This is a genomic window from Kroppenstedtia guangzhouensis (assembly GCF_014637345.1).
Taxonomy (GTDB): domain Bacteria; phylum Bacillota; class Bacilli; order Thermoactinomycetales; family DSM-45169; genus Kroppenstedtia; species Kroppenstedtia guangzhouensis.
In genome coordinates, this window is sequence record NZ_BMEX01000010.1 from 37649 (window position 1) to 55528 (window position 17880).

The window sequence follows — 17880 nt, forward strand, 5'->3', positions numbered from 1 at the left end:
GGTATCTTTTGTTTTACCGCCATGTGGTGGAGCTCTTGAACCGGCGGGGGGTCACCCTGGAGGAGATCGCAGAAATCGCTTTTGACCTGCAGCAGCCCTATAACGACAAACTGAGCCGGAAGCAGTGTCTGGAGAGTGTGGAACAGGTGCTTCGCAAGCGGGAGGTGCAAAACGCCCTCATCACCGGGGTGGCTCTCGATGAATTGGCAGAGAAAAAAAAACTTCCCCAGCCCTTGCAGAAGATGATGGAAGTGGACGAACCCCTGTACGGCATCGACGAAATCCTGGCTCTTTCCATCACCAATGTCTATGGAACGATCGGATTGACCAGTTTCGGCTATCTGGATAAAACCAAGCAGGGCATCCTAGGGAAGCTGAACAATCACAACGGAGGCATCCATGTCTTTCTCGATGATCTGGTGGCCGGTATCGCCGCAGCGGCATCCGCCCGTATCGCCCATGAACACCCGGATATGGAACGCTATCGGGCGGACCTCGACCTCCACAAAAAAGGACCGGTGGAATAACCGGTCTTTTTTGTGTTGCAACAATCATGGGTACCAAGGAAGGAAACGGTGTCCAAGAGTCGATTGGCCTTCTTTCCGCGGAGAGGAAGGCGTCTCTGGGCGACCATAATTCCCGGTTTCTTGGGGTAAAACATCATGTTGTACCTTTTGTACATCTTCCCACAGGGATACCATTGACGGACATAGTCTGCTGGAGTGTTAACGCCCTGAACCTCTGTAAACCATTACGGCAATCCAGACTACTCCCATTCTCGCTGAATGAAAGACCGCCACCCCAGAATCAAATAAAACAGGAACGTGAAGGTCACGATCATCCAGAAGGGGACCGGATGAAAGCGGGTCGGAATCGGGCTGTCTTGGGGATGCATCGCAAAAAAGGGTGGGGCAAATGGAAACCAAGCCGCTAAATAGGAGACCATTCCACTTATCAAGAGATTGGGCAGAACCAGTGAAACATTCAGGGCCAGGGATTTGCCAAACCCGGTCACCTTTTGGGAAATCCACAATTGAGAAGCAGCCAGGGGGAAGATGGAGAGCCAACCCAGGACTCCATGCATCAGGAGCTGGTTGCATGGGATCTCTCCCGGTGGTTGAAGAATCCAACCTGTGATCAGAAAAGTGACGAAAAAGGCGATCTGGACCAAAACCATCAGCGTGATCAGCGTCAAAAATTTGGCCAGGTACAAGTGACTTTTGAAAAGGGGAAGGCTGAGCAACTGTTTCCAGACCTTGTTGTTTTTATGCTCATAATAGCAAATCAGAGAAGCAAAGATCCCTGTGTATAAAGGAAAGAAAAAAAGAGAATGGAAGGTTTGTGACTGGCGATAGAGTTCAGACCAACTCGGAGGGAAAATCTCCTGGAAGCTCTCCATATACATGGCACCCAGTCCGGAGTTAATCAGGGCATCCATCCCAATCAGGAGGAAAACAACGGACCACTGCACTTTCGCAAATTCCAATGAATACAGCCGCAACAAAACATAATCCCTCCTTTTTCACTTCCACTCCAATCGTTGAAACCATCCGGCGGTTATAATCAACAGAAAGAGACTTACCCCTAAGCTTACCTGCAACCAGAAGAGATAATCCGGTAAAAAGGGACTGACCAGTCCGGAGTAGGACCAGGGCAAGGCGTATAGCCATTCCATAGAAAACAGAGGCAAGAAGCGGCTGGCAATTGCCCCCAATACCCCGCAGGCAATGGGGATGGCTTGGTTCTCCAGACGGATGGCTAAAAAAAGCTGAATGATCAAGACCGGGGTGTAGGCGATAACACTGTAAAGCACCTGTTTGATCAGAAAGGACAAGGGTAATGGTAAGGACATGAACATCGTCCAGATCAGGATCATCATGAGTATGATCACCATCGCCTTGAGCAGCATGAGGATCCACACCCAGAAAAATTTGGCCAGGTAAACCTGAAAACGGGGAAAGGGAAAGGTCAGAAGCTGTTTCCATCCTCTGGACTCGTGTTCCATCCCGGCGACCATGCTGGTGAGAATCGTTCCGGTTAAGAAAATGGAGAGGGGAAGAAACAGATACATCATATTGAAAATCACATAATCATCCCCTGATCCCCGGCTCAGATGATATTGCCATTGTGCCACGGTAACCGCCAACAGCAACAATCCTGAGATCACCGGCAGGAGAAAGCAAATTAGCCTCAACTTCGCTCCTTACGATTTTCAGGTTTTTGAAACCGGACAGATGTCCATAGAAGGAAGGGGATTCCACCAAAGAGCCCACCTGGCGAAGTACGGAGATTCGTTCCTCGGGCATCTTTTCCCCGAATATTCGAATGCTTCCTGCTGTCGGTCGCAAGAGGCCGAGTAGCAATTTCAGCGTGGTTGTTTTACCGGCCCCGTTGGGGCCGAGAAAGCCATAGATGGAAGCAGAGGGAACCTGTAAATCCACTTGATTGACGGAGAGATTGTTACCAAACCGCCGGGTTAAATTTTCTGTTTGAACGATCGCAGTCACGATCATCATCCCTTCAAGGTTTACTCAAAGGGAAGGATAGCAGGCAAAAGTAACAAGAGGGTAAACAGGAGTAACAGGAGAGTATAGGTTTGTTAAACAGAGAGGGGAAGGAAAACCTGGATGGAGGTTCCTTTTGGATTGTGGAGAATCGCATTCATCACCAGGTTTTGCACCGACCGTTTCAGATAGCGGGGATCAGCGACAAGAGAAAGGGAGGGGGTGTCAGAGGCAAAGGAAAAGTGCCTGCCTTTGGCCAGGGGGCTGTTGGCCAAATCCAGGACGACTTCCTTTATGAAGGGAGTTAAGGAGATCCTTTCTCTTTGTAGGGGTAACTGCTGTTGATCAACCAACACAAACAGGTTCAGATCCTTCATCCACTGTTCCACTTCATCTGTTTTTTCTTCGATCTGCCGGCTGAACTGTTGGATATCTGTCTCCGTCAGCGATAGCGGGAAACCGACATCATGGAGGCATACCCTTTAATATAGGCGAGAGGTGTCTTCAAATCATGGGAAATGCCAGCGATCCAATCCTGTCTTTGTTTTTCCAGTCGCTTTCGCTCCTCTTCACTTGTCCGAAGGCGTTCTGTCAGTTGTTCCATGTGATCGAACAGGTCCCCAAAAAAGAAGAAAAGAAAGTGTTGTTTGGGTTGGCTCTTACGGAATCTAGAAAGGAGACCTTTCCGTAAGAGGGGTTCTTCGTACACCCCTTTGGAGAGATGGATCAAGTCTCCGTAATCGAGCACCTCCGGCTGTTGCTGTTCCAATTGCTCTTGAAAATATCGGTACCGTCGCAGAAGGGCTTTGATTCTGGCAACCAGCTCCAGGGCATGAAAAGGCTTTGTGACATAATCATCTCCCCCGTATCCAAATCCGGCCAGTATATCTATATCCGCTGTGCGGGAAGTGCGAAACAGAATCGGTATTTTAGACGTTTTGCGGATCTCATGACAGAGGTCGAAACCACTGCCATCGGGCAACATGACGTCCAAAACGATCAAATCGTAGGCATTTTGATCGATGAGTTCCCGAGCTTGCTGGCGATTTGTCGCTGTATCAATACGGGAATAGCCCTCCCGCTCCAACAAGAGTTGGATCATTTCAACAAGCCCTCCTCATCATCCACAAGCAGAATTCGAGGCGTCATCCACCAATGCTCCTTCCCAGCATGTTCAAAAGTCCCAGGATGAACCGAGACTTTTTTTGCTTACAAAAAAGAGGTGCTCTTTGGAAGAACGTAACATACGGATGGAAGGATGACAATCATCCCTGGGGGGGGGGAAGGGGTACTTGGGATGCAGTTATGTTCAGGATTCGATTTAGAAAAAGTGGACCTATATTGTAGTATATTACCAGTGGGAAAATCCGCACGTTTTGAAAGGCGTGATGAAAACATCAGATGAGGGTTGGGTTTCCTGGAATGACTTTGGCTCGGAAACAACGGAATAGAATGCGAAACCCAATCCCGACCGGCCCGATCTTTACCAGATACACCCTGGAAGAAGTGAAGGGGTATGCACCCCTGCCTTCGTTAGCGGCCATATATACCGACGGGAAGGGGAGAAGGGATATGAATGTGGTGATCGCACCGGATTCCTTCAAGGGGTCCATGAGTAGCCGGGAGGCGGCGGAGCGGATCAGGGCGGGACTGGCGCGGGTGTTTCCCGCCTGGGAGATGATGGCGGTTCCGATGGCCGACGGCGGCGAGGGGACGGTGGAAGCGATCCTGGCGGTGATCGGGGGGCGAAGGATGAGAGGCCAGGTGAAGGATCCCCTCGGTGAGAGTATCGAGGCGGAATGGGGGTATTGCGAAAAAAGAGGTCTGGCCGTGATTGAGACGGCAGCTGCTTCGGGATTGGCTCTGTTAAAGGAACCGGATCCCGCACGGGCCTCCACCTATGGTACGGGACAGTTGCTAAAACAGGCCCTGGACCACGGGGTGCGGGAAGTGGTGATCGGACTCGGAGGAAGTGCCACGGTGGATGCCGGAACCGGATTTTTCGCCGCCCTGGGGGTTCGGTTTTTTGACTGTGAAGGGAGGGAAATGGATCCTGCCGGTGGCAACTTAGGGAAGATCGATCATATCGATGGGTCCGAATTGGATCCCCGGTTGCAAAAAGTCCGGATCACCATCGCCTCTGATGTGACCCATCCCCTGTTGGGACCGGAGGGGGCGATCCATGTCTTTGGCCCGCAAAAAGGGATTCAACCGGAAGAGTTGGCTCGGTTTGAGGGGGGAATGAGCCGGTTTGCGGAGCACCTGGTTCGGGTGACGGGGCGGGATCACCGGTGGACCCCGGGCAGCGGGGCCGCCGGGGGCTTCGGTTTCTCCTTACTTTCCCTGCTCAACGTCGAATGGAGGAGCGGTTTGGAATGGATTGCTGATCAGGGTCGCTTGGAGGAGAGGATTCGACAGGCGGACCTGGTGATTACCGGGGAAGGACGGATGGATCGGCAGTCCCTGTACGGCAAGGTTCCCGTGGGCATTGCCCGGATCGCCGCCCGACACGAAGTCCCCGTGGTCGCTTTCACCGGTCAGATACAAGGGGATTTGACCGAAGCGGAAGAAACCGGAATCGCGGTCATTCTCCCCATCACAGAGAGCCCCATCTCCCTGGAGGATGCCATGCGACAGGGGCCGGCTCTCCTGGAGAGTGCCGCATTCCGCTTTGCGCAAGTTTGGCGGTTGGGGGAGTGGCAAGGGGGTGAAAATTAAAAACGGCCCGAACCACTGGGATTCAGGCAGTTTTTAAGGAGCAGGCCTTGAGTTTCACATGGGGCGTCTTAGACTCGTCAGAGCTTTGGCGCCGAAATGTAAACCCTATCCCACCTACCCATAAATGCTTAATGATAACGCTTCTAAACCCGGGCCAGCAACAGATAATCAGGGGATCCCCTGAAGTGGGGGATGGCGATCGTCTCCACCCGGAAAAAGGTCTCCAGCCGATGTTTGAATGTATCTGCTGGGGATGCGCTCCAGAAGGATATGACGCCGTCGGGTGCCAGCAATTTCTTCAAACTTTGAATCCCTCCCTCGGTATACAGCCTCCGGTTGGATTCAACCACTGTCCAATCCGGGCCGTTGTCAATGTCGAGGCAGATAATATCGAATCGCTCTTCCACTTGGCTGATCCATTCCACCAAGTCCGCTCGAATCAGACGCGTCCGGGGGTCGTCCAATGCATTGCTGGAGTGTTGCCAGAAGTATTCCCGATACCAAAGGATGACCAGAGGTTCTATCTCCACCACCGTCACTTGTTCCACCTCAGGATCGAGGAGGGCTTCAGCCAGGGAGAAACCGACCCCGAGGCCACCGATCAACACCCGACGCGCGGACGGATGGTGCTGAAGGGCGAAGCGGATCAGCGCTCGTTCCGAATCCCCGTTGTAAGTGGCCATCAGAAACGTCCCGTTGCTGATTAATTCATAATGATGCCCCCGACGCTGAAGTTGCAACTCACCCCGCGGGGTCTGACAACGTTCGATCACTTCCGGAAGGTCAGATATTGGGTATCCCTCCCTTTAGCGTATTCACTGATGCAAAATACAGCTCACACAACCCTTGATGGGAAGCTCCAGATTGAATTCCCCTTCTGTGTTATTCACCATCCGGGCTCCCCATCCTTTTTCAAGAGAGTGGAGGTGTGGTGATCAGGATGATTCTCTTTTCCGCTACAGTTTCTGATCCCACATTTGATCGGACCTCATGAAAATCGGATGGATTCATGGGAGATGAGGAGAATTGTGCCGGGGTAAGTTCGCTGGGCTCCCCGCAGGGCCTCTTTGGCGGCGGTGTCCGGATGGATGGTCTGTACAAAGAGAATTCGTACATATGATTTTCACCCAAGCGGACCGTGTGATGTCCGTCTCTGATCAGGCATTAGCCCTGCAAGCCCCGACGGAGTAGACAGATCCATTTCAGTTCTCTTATAGTGAAGTGGAAGATTTAATCGCTAATGAACAGGTGCTGATCCAATGGTTGGATGAAATAGGGAAGTTCAGTCCTGTTCCGAACCACCGCATGCACCTGCGAGAATGGGGAGGTGAGTCGGGGGCCCGTCTGTTGCTCGGTCGGTTGGAGCCATGTGTAGCACGCCATCTTCAGGCTGTGTTTTTTATATTATGGGGAATCGTCGGTTGCCGCGTTTCCTGTCAGGAGGAGAGAAATGAATTTATATCCGCCACGGATCGTGATTGCAGGTACCGGGAGCGGCGTGGGAAAAACTACGGTGACCCTGGGTCTGCTGTCGGCGCTGACCCGTCGGGGTATTCGGGTTCAGGCCTTCAAGGCGGGACCGGATTATCTGGATCCGGGGTTTCACAGGTTGGCGACGGGGCGGCCCTCCCGCAATCTGGATACCTGGATGCTGGGCACTGATGGCATGCGGGAAGTGTTTCTCAAGGGAGCACAGGGGGCCGATCTCTGCTTGATCGAGGGAGTGATGGGGCTTTTTGACGGTAATGATTCCCGCAGCAATGAAGGAAGCACGGCGGAAATCGCAGCAGAGTTGGGAGCCCCGGTGGTGTTGATTCTGGATGCAGGCACCGCCGCCCGGAGTGTCGCGGCGGTGGTCCGGGGATTTCAGGTGTTTGATCCTGAGGTCCGCATCGGAGGGGTGATTTTGAATCGGGTGGGCAGCGAGGGTCACCACCGCATGTTGAAATCGGCGATTGAAGGGGAATGCGGCATCCCTGTGCTGGGTGCATTTCACCAGGATCCCTCCCACCAACTTCCCGAAGGGAACCTGGGACTCGTCCCGGCAGTGGATCCCCAGGGGTTTCCGGCATGGTTGGAAGCGCTGGCTGACAAGGTGGATGAAAACGTCGATCTGAAAGCTTTGCTCGCCTTGGCCCGGGTGACGGAGAGTTCTGTGAAGCCGCCGGATTCCACACGGTTCATCCACTCACCCCCTCCTCCCCCCAGGCCGGTGATCGCGGTTGCACGGGATGAAGCTTTTTGCTTTTATTACCCGGAGAATCTGGAACTGCTTCAATCCGAGGGGGCCCGCCTCCGTTTCTTCAGTCCACTGGCAGGAGAGAAGCTTCCGGATGAAGCGGAGGGTTTGTACATCGGGGGAGGATTTCCCGAAGAGTTTGCAGAGGTGCTCACCAAACAGGAAGAAGTGAAGCGTTCGATCCGGGACAGGATTGAAGCGGGGCTGCCCACATATGCCGAGGGGGGCGGTTTCATGTATCTTTGTGAATCCCTGAAAGATGGAGAAGGAAGACTTCACCCGATGGCGGGAGTGATCCCGGCCCGGGTGGAAATGGGTCCCGGACTGTCTGCTTTTGGTTATCGGGAAGTCCGGGCGGAGACGGACACCTTGCTGTTAAGGAAGGGGAAGACGGCACGGGGACATGAGTTTCATTATTCGCGCCTGACGGAGTCTCCTGAATGGCAGCCGGCCTGGCGGACTGAGGGGTTGTACGGTGCCGGTTGGGAAGGTTTTTCTGCGGGGCGCCTGTTGGCCACCTATATTCACCTTCATTTTTTGTCCCATCCCGGCATGGCCCGACGATGGGTGGATACATGCCGTCAATACCGACGGGAAAAGGCTTCACTTTAAGGGGATGAGAGAAGCGGTGAAGCGAATGAAAAAATGTTTGATGTTTCAGGGAACGGGTTCTGATGTGGGGAAAAGTGTTCTGGCCACTGCTTTTTGCCGGATTTTCCGGCAGGAGGGACACCGGGTGGTTCCCTTTAAGTCGCAAAACATGGCTCTCAATTCCTATGTAACTCCTGACGGCGGGGAGATCGGACGGGCCCAAGGGGTGCAGGCGGAGGCTTGCGGCGTGGATGCCACGGTGGATATGAATCCGATTTTGATCAAACCCTTCGGCGAGAGTCACTCCCAGATCATCCTGCGGGGCCAGCCCCATTCCCATCGGGATGTTTTTGATTTCCGGGAAGAGTTTCACCGGTATGCCTGGGAAATCGTGACTCAATCTTACCGTCGCTTGGAACGGGAGGCGAATCTGATCGTGATCGAAGGGGCGGGAAGCCCGGTGGAGATCAATCTGAAAGACCGGGATATCGTCAATATGCGGGTGGCCCGGTGGCTGGGGGCCCCGGTGATTTTAGTGGCGGATATCGACCGGGGCGGGGTCTTCGCTCAGCTGGTGGGGACGATGGAATTGTTGGAGCCTGAAGAGCGGGAGTTGGTGGCGGGGTTTCTGATCAATAAGTTTCGGGGGGATCCCTCCCTGATGGAACAGGGGATCCGCTGGTTGGAAGAGAGGACTGGCAAACCGGTGTTGGGGTTGATTCCCTGGTTGACCGATCCCGGCATTGAGGCGGAAGATTCCGTGACCCTCCAACATCGGACGCGAAGGGGAGAGGAGAAAGGGGAGTTTCTCCGGATCGCGGTCATCCGCCATCCCCGTATCGCCAACTTCACAGACATGGATGCCTTGGAACGGGAGCCGGATGTTGTTCTTGACTATGTGGACAGGCCAGACTCCTTGGGTTCCCCTGATGTGATCATTATGCCGGACAGCAAGAATGTGATGGAAGATTGGCTTCATTGGGAGCGGAGTGGTTTGCCCGCCGAACTTCGGCACAGGCTGGAGCAGGGGACGCGGATGGTAGGTATCTGCGGGGGTTATCAGATGATGGGGCAATCGATTGAATCCAACTGCCGGAGGCTCCAAGGTTTGGATTTCTTTCCGGTGACCACAATTTATTCTACGGAAAAGAAGGCCGCCAAAGTGAAAGGGACAGTGAACGTCGCTGAAGGTCTGCCGAACCGACTGGCGGGGCTGCCGGTGGAAGGCTATGAGATCCAGACGGGTGTGACGCGACCGATCCCCGGCAGTATGAACCGACCTTTCCTCCAGGTGGCGGCGGGGGAACCCTTCCGTGAGAGTGGACAGATCACCCCGGATGGCCGTCATTGGGGAACGGATCTCCACGGAATTTTCGACAACGATCAGTTTCGGAGGGAGTGGCTCAACGACATTCGTCTCGAGAAGGGATGGCAACCGGTGGAAGAGGTGATCCGGTATCGAAAGGTGCGGGAAGCTGCTATGGATCGGCTGGCGGATCATGTCCAAACCCATACCGATATGGACCGGCTGTACCGGGTGCTGGGCTGGACCGACGGTCCCTGTTGATGTCCCGGGGGTGAGCACCGCGGATGTCCTATAAACTTTGCGATCTGGTGTTGTGAAAAGACGTCACAGGGGCTGGGCATCTTCCGATCCCGGCTCTTCAAGAATATACCCAATCTTCGGGTCTTAGCCGGGGTGGGCGAAAGGGAAGGGGGGCTTTGGGTCTAGTCCTGAAGCGTCTAAATGAACTAATCTGCATCTTTAGAACATAATGATTTATGATATACTATGCTTTAGCGTGTAGCCCGGCATCAAAATTCGAACATTTGCAAACTGTTTGATATGGGAGGGGCTTGCGTGATAGGGTTTTTGTGTAAATATGGTAAAACAGAAGGGGTGCACTCAATGAAAAGGTATTTTGTGGTCCTGGCTTTGGTAACGGTTTTGGTCGTCAGTGCTTTCGGGTGTTCTTCGACAGCTGATCCAAAAAATCCTGATTCCATTCAAATCGCCACAGGTGGGACGGGAGGCGTTTACTATCCTCTGGGCGGTGGAATGTCCAAAATTTTCCAAGAGAAGCTGAATGTCAGTGCCACGGCTCAGGTGACCGGGGCTTCCGTGGAGAATATGCAGCTTCTGTCGAAGGGTGAGGTGCAGGTTGCTTTTACACAGAATGATATTTTGGATTATGCCATCAACGGGAAAGAAGTTTTCGATAAAAAACTGGGCAAAATTCAGGCGATCGGAGCTCTTTATCCTGAAATTGTCCAAATTGTAGTACCGGCAGACAGCAAGATCCAGTCGATCAAGGACCTGAAGGGCAAAAAGGTTTCCGTCGGTGCACCGGGCAGCGGTAACGAGGCCAACAGCCGGCAAATTCTTGAGGCGGCGGGAATCACTTATGATGATATCAAGCCGGAGTTGAAATCCTATGCCGATTCCGCCGACAGTTTCAAAGATGGCTTGATTGACGCCATGTTTGTCACCTCCGGCATCCCCAACTCTTCGGTACAGGATATCGCTGTGAGCAAAGGGATCCGTGTGATCAGCATTGATGATGAAGTAAAAACGAAGCTGAAAGAGAAATATCCCTTCTATGTCGACGAAACCGTTCCCAAGAACAGTTATAAGGGTCAGAAGGAAGATGCCAACACGGTTGCCGTTCTCGCATCACTGGCAGTGAACAGTGATTTGAGTGAAGACTTTGTCTATAAATTGACCCAGGCGCTCTTCGATAATCTGGATACACTGGCCGAACAAAATGAGAAAGGCAAAGAGATCAAAGCTGAGAAGGCCCTCGAAGGGATCACGGTTCCCTTCCATCCCGGAGCGGAGAAATACTTTAAAGAAAAAGGAATCGCAAAATAAGAGAGAGAATGGGGGGAGCTAACCGGCTAGCTCCCTCATTCCTTCTTTCCATCTGCGGGGTACAGGAGTCCGATGAAGCGGACTGACTTCGAGGGGAAGGGGGGATTCCATGAGATTAATGCGAAAGCGATGTTTATACTTTGGGATCGGTTTAGGGATGATCGTATTTCTTCTTTTATATACCTGGCCGGTGGCCACGATCCTGACTGTCTCTTCAAATAAAGAGGGAACATTGCTCTGGAGTCATCCTGTTTCTCCTGGCGATCGATTGATTATCCGGTTCACTCACTCAGTGGATAAAACCGATGTGGATGAGGTGATCCGGGTGGGAAAGGAGGAACTGATTATCGACTCCACTGTCTACCAATCCTTCGGCGCGGGTTTACCCTCCACTCTTCATGACAGAGAGACGATGAAGCTGGAGGGTGGGAAAATGAGAATCGATCATATCAACCGTTCACAGAAAAGCATCGACCTCTTTATCGGCCAAGTGGTGGCCAACCACAAATTGGTGGTCGACGGAAAAGTGATCCCTCTTAAAAAACTGAGTCCCCCGGGAACTTCGGTCCGGCTGTCAGTTGGACGGGAGAATTTGTTCTCTTATCTTAGGAGGTGTCTGTTCAGTGGCGGAACACTCGCTTTCTCAGAATGAAAAGGATCTATCCAAGGAAGAGTTGCAACAACTGATGGAAAAGTATGATCCGGAGTCGGGTGGGCGAAACCTGACCGGATGGATGAAAAGGATCACTTTTCTGCTTGCGGTTTCCTTCTCCCTTTTCCAAATCTATTCCGGGATCGTCGGAGGACTGAGCTCACAACTTCAACGCTCGATCCATCTCGCTTTTGTGCTGGGGCTGATCTTTCTTCTCTATCCGATCTCCAAGAAAGTCAAAAAGGGAGACAAGGTTCCGATCTGGGATATCTGTTTGTCTGTGATCGGGATCTTTATCGGTCTGTACTGGTTGTTCTTTTTTGATTCTCTGGTGGGGCGTGCCGGAGACAACACCTGGTTCGATCTTGCGATCGGTGCATTGGCCATTCTCCTGGTTCTCGATGCGACCCGCCGGGTGGTTGGGGTTCCGATCACGATCATCGTCTCGTTCTTTTTGCTTTATGCACTTTTCGGGCCGATCATGCCCGGTTTTCTCAAACATGGCGGAATCACATTTGAACGTCTGTTTTCCCATATGTATTTCACAACGGAGGGGATTTTCGGCACGCCACTGGCGGTCTCTTCCACCTTTATCTTTTTGTTTCTTCTGTACGGAGCCCTGTTGGAAAAGACAGGTGTCGGCAGTTATTTTAATGATTTGGCGCTGATGATAGCCGGCAGATTCAGCGGCGGCCCGGCGAAGGTGGCTGTTTTTTCCAGTGCCCTGCAGGGAACGATCAGCGGCAGCTCCGTGGGGAACGTGGTGACGACGGGGTCTTATACGATCCCAATGATGAAAAAGTTGGGCTATCGCAAGGAATTTGCCGGGGCCGTCGAAGCGGCAGCATCCACCGGCGGACAATTGATGCCACCTGTGATGGGGGCGGCTGCATTCATCATGGCAGAATTTACAGGGATCCCTTACTGGGAAATCGTAAAGGCGGCTGCGATCCCCGCCCTTCTCTACTTTACGGGAATTGCTCTGATGACTCACTTTGAAGCAAAACGGCTGGGTCTGAAAGGGTTGAAAAAAGAGGAGCTGCCGGCTCCGAAGGATGTGCTGAAGCGTATCTATCTGTTGATCCCCATCGTGGTGATGATCGTTTTTCTGGCTAGCGGGACAAGTGCCATGCGTGCCGCGCTGTACGGAGTGTTTGCCACGATTCTCATCGGTGTGCTCCAACCGGGTGAAAATCGCCTTACGGTCAAAAGATTGTTTGAAGCATTGGCCGCAGGAGCCCGTACCGCACTGGGAGTGGCTGCTGCTTGTGCCTCGGCGGGGATGATCGTCGGTGTGATCACTCTCACCGGTCTCGGACTGAAATTTGGCACTGGTCTGGTCGATATGGCAGGCGGAAATGTGATGCTCACCCTGGTGCTGACGATGATTTCCAGTCTGATACTGGGGATGGGCATTCCCACAACAGCCAACTATATCATCACCTCCACTGTCGCCGCGCCGGTGTTGGTCCAGTTGGGTTATCCGCTTTTGGCGGCCCATATGTTTGTCTTTTACTTCGGGATTGTTGCCGACATTACGCCGCCGGTGGCCTTGGCTGCCTTTGCAGCTTCGGGAATCAGCAGGGGGAATCCTCTGAAAACCGGTGTGCAATCCACACGCTTGGCGATTGCGGCATTTATGATCCCTTATATCTTTGTGTTTTCACCTCAGCTTTTGTTGATCGATACCACATGGCAGAGCACGCTCACGATCATCATCACCTCCATGGCGGGGATGCTTGCCGTCGGTGCCGGGATGATCGGTTATTGGTTGCACCCTCTGAATTGGCTGTTGCGTCTGATCTTGTTGGCAGGCGGTGTGATGTTGGTTGTGCCTGAAGGGATGACGGATGTGATTGGGGCGGTACTGGTGATCGCCATCTTTGTCTACCAGAAGTGGTTCCAAAAAGGAGACAACCGGAAGGATCCATCCCTCGGACAGGGTGCATGAAAGTTTTCCACAGAGGTTGAATTGACAAAGGCATTTCCGCTTGGAAATGCCTTTTTGGAATCTATTCCGTCTATGGTTGAACAGGATTATTTACGGTCTGCCTCCGGAAACGGGGCTGTCTTTTTTCCCGGATCGCCAATTGCCGCTTTTAACATTTGAACCTCCCGATGGAGGTTTCTGATTTCCCGAAGTAACTCTTCATGGAACCGTTCCTTTTCCTCCTCCCGTTCCGCTTCCTCCACCTTTTCCACCTTATTCACAATCACACCGACAAACAGGTTCAGGATGACGAAAGTGCCGATCAGGATGAAGGTGACGAAATAGATCCAAGCCCAGGGAGCCACTTTCAGAAGGGGGTGCATCACCACACTGGCCCAGGAATCCAGGGTGACCATCTGAAATAAGGTTAACAGCGAATTGTGGAGAGAACCGAAATGTTCCGGGGACAAGTCGCGAAAAAAAAATGTCCCGATGACTGCAAATATGTAAAAGAAGATTCCCAACAACAACAGGATGTTTCCCAGAGAAGGAATGGTCACCAACAGTGTTTCCACCAGCCTTCTCAGTGATGGAATCACCGACAGGGCACGCAAGACCCGCAATACTCTCAGCACACGCAGAATAGTGACAAAGTGAGCATGGACAAAGAGCAAGCTTCCAACGATCAATACAAAATCGAACAGATTCCATGGATCACGGAAAAATCCGGGAATGGAACGATTTCCGAGTATACGCAAGATTAATTCCAACGTAAAGATTCCCAGCAAAACACGGTCCAGCATCAAAAATTGGTCTGAGTATTTCTGAGAGAGGGATGGGTAGGTCTCCAACCCAACCATGACTGCATTGATGAGGATCAACCCGATGATGATCCTGTGAAACAGGGGATGCTGAACGAGATCTTCCAGCCGGCGGCGATAACCGATGATTCTGTCCGTGATGTTCATGAACGGGAAATCTCCTTTCATCATGAAAAAAACCGCCCCTTGGCGACCTTTTGTTTCCTCTGTGGTTGGACATCCGATTGTGGGAAAATCCTTTTTACGTCACTCACCTCCTGAAAAGGTGAGGCTCCCACTTGAAAAGCGGGGCGGTACGATCAGGGGCGTTGATTAACCGAAAAAGATCTTGAGATCGGGTGATAGACTGCGAAATTTGTACTTACCCTGAATACGATATAATTCTTGAGGCTTATCATCTCGATGCACTATTCTACTTAGTCGGGATGATCCATAGGTCTGATCTTTTATACAATATCACAGCGTGGTGGATATGGTATAGTTTTTTTGTAATCTTGATGGCTACAGGGGGATGTCAATTGAAACCGAAGCTTGTTCCATGGATGCCGCTTCTGATCATCGGTTTACTGGTTGCATGCAATGGAGACCGGACGGACTCCCGCGGCGGAGAGTCCGAGCTTTATATATTGGCTGCAGCCAGTCTGACGGATGCCGTCCAGGAAGTGAAAAAGGTGTACGAACAGGAACACCCCCATGTGAAACTGGTACCCAGTTTTGCATCCTCCGGTAAGCTCCAACGACAGATTGAACAGGGAGCGCCGGCGGATTTGTTTATTTCCGCCGGGGAAAAAGAGATGGATGCTTTGACGGAACAGGGGCGGGTCGTGACGGATCACCATCGATCTCTCTTACATAACGAGCTGGTGCTGATTGTACCCCGAAATGATAAGCGAATAAAAGATTTTGGGGATCTGACCAAAGCAAATCAGATTGCTGTCGGCCAACCGAGGACGGTGCCTGCGGGAGAGTACTCCAAACAAGCTTTACAGTATATGAAGTTGTGGGATCCTTTGAAGTCCCGGATGGTATTTGCAGGGGATGTGCGACAGGTGTTGACCTATGTGGAGACCGGGAATGTGGATGCCGGTTTGGTATATCGAACGGATGCAGAAGCATCGGATCAAGTAACCGTGGCAGCAACAGCACCGCCTGAGAGTCACCGATCGATCGTTTATCTGGTGGGTGTGGTGAAAGGTTCCAAAAACCGGGAGGAGGCCGATCGTTTCCATGATTGGCTGTATAAGAAAAAGGCCCGGGCAATTTTTCGTAAATACGGGTTTCGGGATGTTGCGGGGAAATGATGCAGTCCGGTTTTTGGTCCCCTCTTCGTTTGTCCCTGGAGGTTACATCGGTATCCAGCATCATTGTCTTTATTCTTGCCACGGTATTGGCAGGATGGATGAAAGGGCGGAATTTTCCGGGGAAACTGCTGTTGGAAACCTTATGGATGTTGCCGCTGGTGTTGCCGCCGTCAGTGGTGGGGTTTGGACTCTTATTTCTTTTGGGACGGAACAGTTGGCTGGGACAAATGATGGAATGGGTGTTTTCCCGACCGGTGGTCTTCACTTGGTGGGCGGCTGTCATTGCAGCTACAGTGGTTGCTTTTCCCTTGGTATATCAGGTGATTAAAACCGGCTTGGAATCCGTGGATCCGGAGTTGGAGGATGCGGCGCGATCCATGGGAGCCGGAGAGGTCCAAGTATTGCGGTTTGTAACCTTTCCCCTTGCCTGGCGATCTTTGCTCACGGCATATACGTTGGGATTTGCCCGGGCACTTGGGGAATTTGGAGCGACGTTGATGTTTGCGGGAAATATTCCAGACAAGACACAAACCTTGCCCACAGCGATCTATATTGCTGTGGAGTCGGGAGAACTGGAGACAGCTTATTACTGGGTGGGAACGATTCTGTTGGTTTCTTTCGGATTGTTGAGTCTGGTCCATTGGGTCCGGCGGGACCCGGAGTGAAAAACAGCTGTCCCATCGGACACCCTAAGGCGGCCTTACTGCCGGGATCGGTGGTAAGGCCGCCTCTTTATTGCCTTTTATACACAACACTCCTGCCGGAGGTTCTGTTCTTCAGTTGAATCGACCTCTTTTTTGAATCGGGCTTAGAGATGTGGAGACAAAAAATCGGCTCTCCGCAACACAAAGGTGCCCTAAAACATTCTGATTTAGTGCTTTCCGGGTAGTCGGTCGAAATGGGATTTCACATTACATTTCCGTTGTTCTGACGAGTCAAGACGCTCCATGTGAAACCCAACCCTTTCTGTGACCGGATTTTTACAATGATTCTAATCCGTAGGCTTGGGCAGCCACTGCATACAGATGGGGGCGGGCGGGGAGAGTGTCTCTGTTTTTCATCATCGGAAACCCAGCTTTTCATAGAGAGGTTTCCCTTTCTCTGTAGCTACGAGCATTACAGGGGCATTGGCTGCGACCTTCAGTGCATGGAGAGTCATCTGTCGCCCCAGTCCGATCCTGCGGTATCCCGGATGGACCATCACCATTCTATGGGAGAAGAGGACGGATTAGGGAAAGATCGCACTGGTGGCGATGATTTTCCCGTCTTTCTTATGAAAGCCGAACAACCGGCCAGTATGCAGGACCAACTCCGACTCATGAAAAGGGTAGTCCCAGGCCAGATTGTCGGAGAGGGCGACAATCTCCCTCAGACTTTTCCGGGTCAGTGGGTATATTTCCCGGTTATTCTTTTAGTCCCTTTTATTCCTGCGGTCGGTTTTTTTTATGTGATCCGGATTCACCTCATAGTGTGCCGACCGTTCACGAACCACAACTTCCATCAGCTCCTTGACTGCCCGCAACTCTTTTTTGGCGAGAGGGATCTGATCCCAATGAAGATCCTTTCGGGTAAGGAAATTTTTCAAATTTCCGTCGGAGCCGGGGGGATCCGAGTTCCGGCGAAGATTGGAGAGGAACGAAGCCCTGTCGCTGCGTCCCAAGAGGAAGTCGGCGGAAACCCGGAAGAAATCAGCGATTTCCCCCAACAGGATTAAAGAGGGTTCCCGTTCTCCCCGTTCGTACATCCCGATGGCGCTCTTGCTGATTCCGATTTCCCGGGCCAGATCTTCCTGGCGCATCTTTTTCTCCAACCGCAGGGTGCGAAGCCGTTGCCCTAGTATATGCATGTCATCCGCCCCTCCTTCTTCATTAATTTAACACAAAACGTGTGAATTTCACAATATGTGTTCAAAAGACACGAAATGTTATTTATAATAGTATGAGCACAAACCGTGTCATGGGTGGTGGCGATGAATAAAGACAACATGGTGGACAAGTTGATTTCCTTGCGGGGCGATCGAAGTCGGATGGAGGTGGCTAATGAGGTGGGGATCAGTGTGAGTGCATTGCAGATGTACGAAAACGGACAACGGATTCCCCGGGATGACATCAAGGTGAAACTGGCTCGGTTCTACGGAGTTTCCGTCGAATATCTCTTCTATGATGGGGAGGATTGATCTATGCAAAACGAAATGAAACATACCAAGCGATCTTATCACTCAAGAGAAGACCTTTGAATTCATCTATGATATA

The 17880-nt window shown here is 52.0% G+C and carries 19 protein-coding genes; 10 read left to right on the plus strand and 9 right to left on the minus strand.

Going from position 1 to position 17880, the window contains the following annotated elements:
- Nucleotides 1–8 precede the first annotated feature (8 nt).
- Entirely contained in the window at nt 9–527 is a 519-nt protein-coding gene (locus IEV46_RS12665) for a phosphatidylglycerophosphatase A family protein (protein WP_188432923.1), read from the plus strand.
- Nucleotides 528–766: 239 nt separating this feature from the next.
- Here the strand turns inward: IEV46_RS12665 and IEV46_RS12670 are convergent, their stop codons facing one another.
- From IEV46_RS12670 to IEV46_RS12690, 5 genes are all read right to left on the minus strand, one after another.
- Nucleotides 767–1504 (minus strand): ABC transporter permease, encoded by a 738-nt coding sequence (locus IEV46_RS12670; protein WP_188432924.1) that lies wholly within the window; start codon nt 1502–1504, stop codon nt 767–769.
- Between the two features lie 18 nt (nt 1505–1522).
- The gene (locus IEV46_RS12675) at nt 1523–2146 is read right to left on the minus strand and encodes an ABC transporter permease (RefSeq protein ID WP_229736088.1); all 624 of its coding nucleotides are present in this window, start codon (nt 2144–2146) and stop codon (nt 1523–1525) included.
- On the minus strand, nt 2091–2507 hold the full coding sequence (locus IEV46_RS12680; protein ID WP_229736089.1) for an ATP-binding cassette domain-containing protein: 417 nt from the start codon (nt 2505–2507) through the stop codon (nt 2091–2093). The genes IEV46_RS12675 and IEV46_RS12680 overlap by 56 nt, the downstream gene beginning before the upstream one ends.
- A gap of 92 nt (nt 2508–2599) precedes the next feature.
- A complete protein-coding gene (locus IEV46_RS12685; protein WP_188432926.1) occupies nt 2600–2881 on the minus strand; it encodes a sensor histidine kinase in 282 nt (93 codons plus the stop codon).
- 65 nt (nt 2882–2946) lie between these two features.
- The gene (locus tag IEV46_RS12690) at nt 2947–3606 is read right to left on the minus strand and encodes a response regulator transcription factor (protein ID WP_188432927.1); all 660 of its coding nucleotides are present in this window, start codon (nt 3604–3606) and stop codon (nt 2947–2949) included.
- A 470-nt stretch (nt 3607–4076) separates the two neighbouring features.
- Here IEV46_RS12690 and IEV46_RS12695 point away from each other — a divergent pair, with 470 nt between their 5' ends.
- Nucleotides 4077–5222 (plus strand): glycerate kinase, encoded by a 1146-nt coding sequence (locus tag IEV46_RS12695; protein WP_188432928.1) that lies wholly within the window; start codon nt 4077–4079, stop codon nt 5220–5222.
- Between the two features lie 143 nt (nt 5223–5365).
- On the opposite strand, the gene IEV46_RS12700 is transcribed toward IEV46_RS12695, so the two are convergent.
- Nucleotides 5366–5962 (minus strand): spermidine synthase, encoded by a 597-nt coding sequence (locus IEV46_RS12700; protein ID WP_229736090.1) that lies wholly within the window; start codon nt 5960–5962, stop codon nt 5366–5368.
- 710 nt (nt 5963–6672) lie between these two features.
- On the opposite strand from IEV46_RS12700, the gene IEV46_RS12705 reads away from it, so the two are divergent.
- From IEV46_RS12705 to IEV46_RS12725, 5 genes are all read left to right on the plus strand, one after another.
- The gene (locus IEV46_RS12705) at nt 6673–8073 is read left to right on the plus strand and encodes a cobyrinic acid a,c-diamide synthase CobB (protein WP_188432929.1); all 1401 of its coding nucleotides are present in this window, start codon (nt 6673–6675) and stop codon (nt 8071–8073) included.
- A gap of 25 nt (nt 8074–8098) precedes the next feature.
- A complete protein-coding gene (locus tag IEV46_RS12710) occupies nt 8099–9619 on the plus strand; it encodes a cobyric acid synthase (protein ID WP_188432963.1) in 1521 nt (506 codons plus the stop codon).
- A 342-nt stretch (nt 9620–9961) separates the two neighbouring features.
- Nucleotides 9962–10924 carry a TAXI family TRAP transporter solute-binding subunit gene (locus IEV46_RS12715; RefSeq protein ID WP_188432930.1) on the plus strand — a complete coding sequence of 321 codons (963 nt, stop codon included), beginning with the start codon at nt 9962–9964 and terminating at the stop codon, nt 10922–10924.
- A 109-nt stretch (nt 10925–11033) separates the two neighbouring features.
- On the plus strand, nt 11034–11576 hold the full coding sequence (locus IEV46_RS12720) for a DUF1850 domain-containing protein (RefSeq protein WP_188432931.1): 543 nt from the start codon (nt 11034–11036) through the stop codon (nt 11574–11576).
- Nucleotides 11577–11610: 34 nt separating this feature from the next.
- Nucleotides 11611–13527, plus strand: coding sequence for a TRAP transporter permease (locus IEV46_RS12725; RefSeq protein ID WP_188432964.1), 1917 nt, complete (start codon nt 11611–11613; stop codon nt 13525–13527).
- Between the two features lie 86 nt (nt 13528–13613).
- On the opposite strand, the gene IEV46_RS12730 is transcribed toward IEV46_RS12725, so the two are convergent.
- A complete protein-coding gene (locus IEV46_RS12730; protein ID WP_188432932.1) occupies nt 13614–14474 on the minus strand; it encodes an ion transporter in 861 nt (286 codons plus the stop codon).
- Between the two features lie 371 nt (nt 14475–14845).
- Between IEV46_RS12730 and modA the strand changes: the two genes are divergently transcribed.
- Nucleotides 14846–15628: a molybdate ABC transporter substrate-binding protein gene (modA, locus tag IEV46_RS12735; RefSeq protein WP_229736091.1), complete on the plus strand. Its 783-nt coding sequence runs from the start codon at nt 14846–14848 to the stop codon at nt 15626–15628.
- The gene (gene modB / locus IEV46_RS12740) at nt 15625–16293 is read left to right on the plus strand and encodes a molybdate ABC transporter permease subunit (protein WP_188432933.1); all 669 of its coding nucleotides are present in this window, start codon (nt 15625–15627) and stop codon (nt 16291–16293) included. Before modA ends, modB begins: the two co-directional genes overlap by 4 nt.
- A 395-nt stretch (nt 16294–16688) precedes the next feature.
- Here modB and IEV46_RS18685 read toward each other — a convergent pair whose 3' ends face one another.
- Nucleotides 16689–16835, minus strand: coding sequence for a GNAT family N-acetyltransferase (locus IEV46_RS18685; protein WP_373284612.1), 147 nt, complete (start codon nt 16833–16835; stop codon nt 16689–16691).
- A 204-nt stretch (nt 16836–17039) separates the two neighbouring features.
- On the minus strand, nt 17040–17474 hold the full coding sequence (locus tag IEV46_RS12750) for a helix-turn-helix domain-containing protein (protein ID WP_188432935.1): 435 nt from the start codon (nt 17472–17474) through the stop codon (nt 17040–17042).
- 123 nt (nt 17475–17597) lie between these two features.
- Between IEV46_RS12750 and IEV46_RS12755 the strand changes: the two genes are divergently transcribed.
- Complete coding sequence (locus tag IEV46_RS12755; RefSeq protein WP_188432936.1) at nt 17598–17804, plus strand: helix-turn-helix domain-containing protein; 207 nt, start codon at nt 17598–17600, stop codon at nt 17802–17804.
- Nucleotides 17805–17880: the final 76 nt, after the last annotated feature.